We start from the raw sequence: 3671 nt of genomic DNA on the forward strand, positions 1-3671 counted from the left end.
TTATATTCAGGCATGCACAAAATGTCAGTGCGTGGACACTGAGCCATCTATCGGACATGCATACTGCACAACTGGAAGAACTTACGCATAATGGGACGGCGCGTCAGACGGACGCGCTTTTGATCGTCACTCGTCGATACGTAAGTGAGCCATTGATGTCCCATCACTCCACCCCGGCACTCGCGCTCGCCGCAGCCCTAGCCCTGACCGGCGTGAGCGTCCCGGCGCTCGCAGCGAGCCCCCAGCCGGGCGGTGTCCTCCCCGCCAACCCCACCCACGCCTCGTCGAAGGACGCGCAGTCGGGGACGCGAGTCGAGGACGCACTGCTGTCCATCCGCCAGGCCGAGGCCGGGGGAGTGACCCTGCCCGACGCCTCGTCCGCGCAGGAGGCGGCCGACGACACCCCGACGACGATCATCGTCCAGCTGGAGGGTGGAACAGCCGGTGGCTCCACGCAGGTCAGGCGCGACGATGTGAAAGCCGGCATCGCCTCCGCTGTCGCGGGAGTCGTTCCCGGCGCACAGGTCACGACCGTGCGCGAGTACACCAACGCTTTCGTCGGCTTCGCCGTCGAGGCGCCCGGCTCCGCTCTCTCCGCGATTCAGAAGGTCGAGGGCGTCAAGACCGCCTTCATCGAGGGCGTCCACAAGCCGATGGAGACTGAGGAGCAGGGGAGCGGTGCACCCGTCCTCAAGAACGCCTCGTCCCTGGCGATGACGCGTGCGAACGAGGTCGCCCTCAAGGGCGATCGTCAGGTCATCGAAGTCATTGACTCCGGCCTGCAGACCGACCACGACGCCTTCGCCGGCTCGATGGACGGCGTCAACGTGCGCATGAGCCAGGCCGACGTGCAGGCCTTCGCGGGCAAGCTCCCCCACGGCGGAGCCGGCACGTACGTCAACAGCAAGATCCCCTTCGCCTACGACTACGCGGACAACGATGCCGACGTCGTCCCCCATTCCGAAAAGGACCTGTCCCACGGCACGCACGTCACCGCGATCGCGGCCGCCAACGCGGACGTCCTGCAGGGCACTGCGCCTCACGCGCAGATCGTCGTCGCCAAGGTCGCCTCGGACGAGGACGGCTCGATGCCCGACAGTGCGCTGCTCGCAGCCCTCGATGACGCGCTCATCATCAAGCCCGACGTCATCAACCTGTCCCTGGGCGATGACTCCGGCATGAGCAGTGACGCGGGCAGCGTCTTCGCTGGTGTGTACGAGAAGCTCGCCGCCGCTGGCATTACCGTCAACGCGGCGGGTGGCAACGCCTTCTCCAACGCCTACGGCAACAACTCCGGCCAGAATAAGCCGTTCGCGACCGACCCCGACACGGGTACGCTCGGCGAACCCGCCTCCTACAAGTCCACCCTGGCTGTTGCCTCCGTCGACAACCAGGAGGCCCTGTCATACGTGAGCCTGGGCGATCGTAAGATTGCCTACCGTACCGCCCTCAACGGCCAGGGCGAGGCCGTGGGCGGTCTGCGCGACATCGCTGAGAAGACTTACCGCATCGTCGACGCCGGCGCTGGCGGCACCGACCGGCTCGAGCAGTACGCGGGCGCCGACCTCTCAGGCGTGATCGTCCTTGAGGACAAGGGTGGTACGGACTCCCGCGACGGCTCGGCCATGACCGAGGAGCTCAAGGCGCGCAACCTGACGGCTCTCTCGCCTGCACCCGCGGCCCTCATGGTCGCCGACACGGACGAGGCCGGCACGCCCTATCAGGCGATCCTCGGCTCGACCACGTCGATGCCGACGGTGACCATCACCAAGCGTGACGGCGAGGCGATCCGCGAGGCCCTGGCTAGCGCCAACGGAACCGACGTCACCGTGACCGTCACGCACTCCGGCATCGTGCTGGCCTCGAACAACCCGACGGCCTCGGAGTTTTCGGCGTGGGGCGTGGCTCCCGACCTGACCCTCAAGCCTGAGATCGCTGCCCCCGGCGGCGACATCATGTCGGCCTACCTCGGCAACGAGTATCAGCGCCTGTCGGGCACCTCGATGGCATCCCCGCAGGTCGCGGGTATTAGTGCCCTCGTGCGCGAGCGCCTCGCGAGCGATCCCGCCTTCTCCGGAATGAGTGCCGAGCAGAAGAACGCGGTCGTCACCAACCTCCTCATGGGCACCGCGCACCCGCTCATCGACGTTGAGCTGGGCGACGGCACCTACTACTCGCCGCGCAGGGTCGGCGCGGGCGCTGTCGACGCGCTCGCAGCGACCACCGCGACCGTCTACCCGACCGTCGTCGGCGCCGCCGATCCCTCCCGACCCAAAGCTGACCTCGGCGACGGGACGAAGGGGTGGACCTTCCAGGTGCAGCTGACCAACCTCTCCGACGCTGCCCACACCTACACCCTCGGCGGTCAGGCGCTCTCCGAGATGGTCGAGGAGGGCCTCTTCCTCGAGCACTCGCAGAACTGGGCGGGCGCGGGTATCTCGCTGACCTTCTCCGGTGACGGCGTGGCCGAGGCCGGGGACGCCCAGCAGATCACGGTCCCCGCTAAGTCGAACGCCACCGTGACCGTCACCGTGACCCCCGAGTCCGAGTTCGCGGCCTTTGCCTCGGAGAACGCCCCCAAGGGAACCTTTATCGACGGCGCCGTGACCTTCACAAGCGAGGACGGGACCCCGAGCCTGACCGTGCCCTACCTGGGCTTCTACGGCTTGTGGGGAGCCCCGAACGTCTTCGATGGCAAGTGGTCGGACAACGAGACGACGCCCGTGCACGTCTACCGCTCGGCTCTGGTCAACGCCCACTCCTCCATCCCGCTGGGCGGGCTGAACCCGCTGTCGGACAAGCAGGACTCGAACCTGGTCACCGCGATCAACACGCAGCGCCTCATCACCTCGCGCGCCAAGTGGGCGGGAGCCCCCGACAAGATCGCACCGTTGACCGGCATGCTGCGCTCCGTCCCGTCGATGACTCTCACCTACCGGAACTCCGCGGGGGAGTCCGTGCGTTCCTACACGATCAACCGCGTGCGCAAGTCCCTCTACGACCTCGAGACCGGCTGGACGAAGCCGGGCGAGTTCGCCGGTGAGGAACCGTTCTTCGACGGCTACGACCAGTCCGGCAATGAGCTGCCCGACGGCGCCTACACGCTGACGATCGAGGCTGCGACGGACGGTCCGTCCTCGCAGAAGCACCAGATGAGCTACGAGTTCACGCTGGACACGCAGGCCCCGGTCATCTCCAACCTGACGGTGAGCGGCGAGGGCGACGCCCGCACGGTGTCTTTCGACGTCACCGACGCTTCCCCCGTGGCCGGCATCGACTTCCACGAGGACGCCGACGGCACGTGGTACTACCGCAAGCTCGTCGAGGACGACGGTGAGGTCCTGGCCGACGGCACGCACCGCTACCACTTCGACGTGCCCGTCTCGGAGCTGAAGGCCGCCTGGGCGCAGCAGGGACGCACAGACGAGGCCCCGGTGACCCCGTACCTCTTCGCCTGGGACTGGGGCGTGAACCCCGCCAAGCAGGAGGTGCGCCTCCAGGGCGATCCGGCGCCCGCTCCGACCCCGGCACCTGCCCCGCAGGGGGGCCAGTGGATCAGCGATTCGGTCGGCTGGTGGTACCGCTACGCCGATGGCACCTACCCGACCAACGGTGTGGCGCTCATTGATGGAGCCACCTATCGTTTCGATGCACGCGGATACATGCGTACC

The 3671-nt window shown here is 67.4% G+C and carries 1 protein-coding gene; it reads left to right on the forward strand.

Translation table 11 applies throughout. The annotated features are described in order from the left end of the window. Positions 1–155: 155 nt before the first annotated feature. On the forward strand, positions 156–3671 hold a 3516-nt coding region (locus HMPREF1137_RS05735; RefSeq protein WP_007589900.1), incomplete at its 3' end, for a S8 family serine peptidase.

Origin of the sequence: Actinomyces sp. ICM39 (genome assembly GCF_000282935.1) — a bacterium.
Taxonomy (GTDB): domain Bacteria; phylum Actinomycetota; class Actinomycetes; order Actinomycetales; family Actinomycetaceae; genus Pauljensenia; species Pauljensenia odontolytica_B.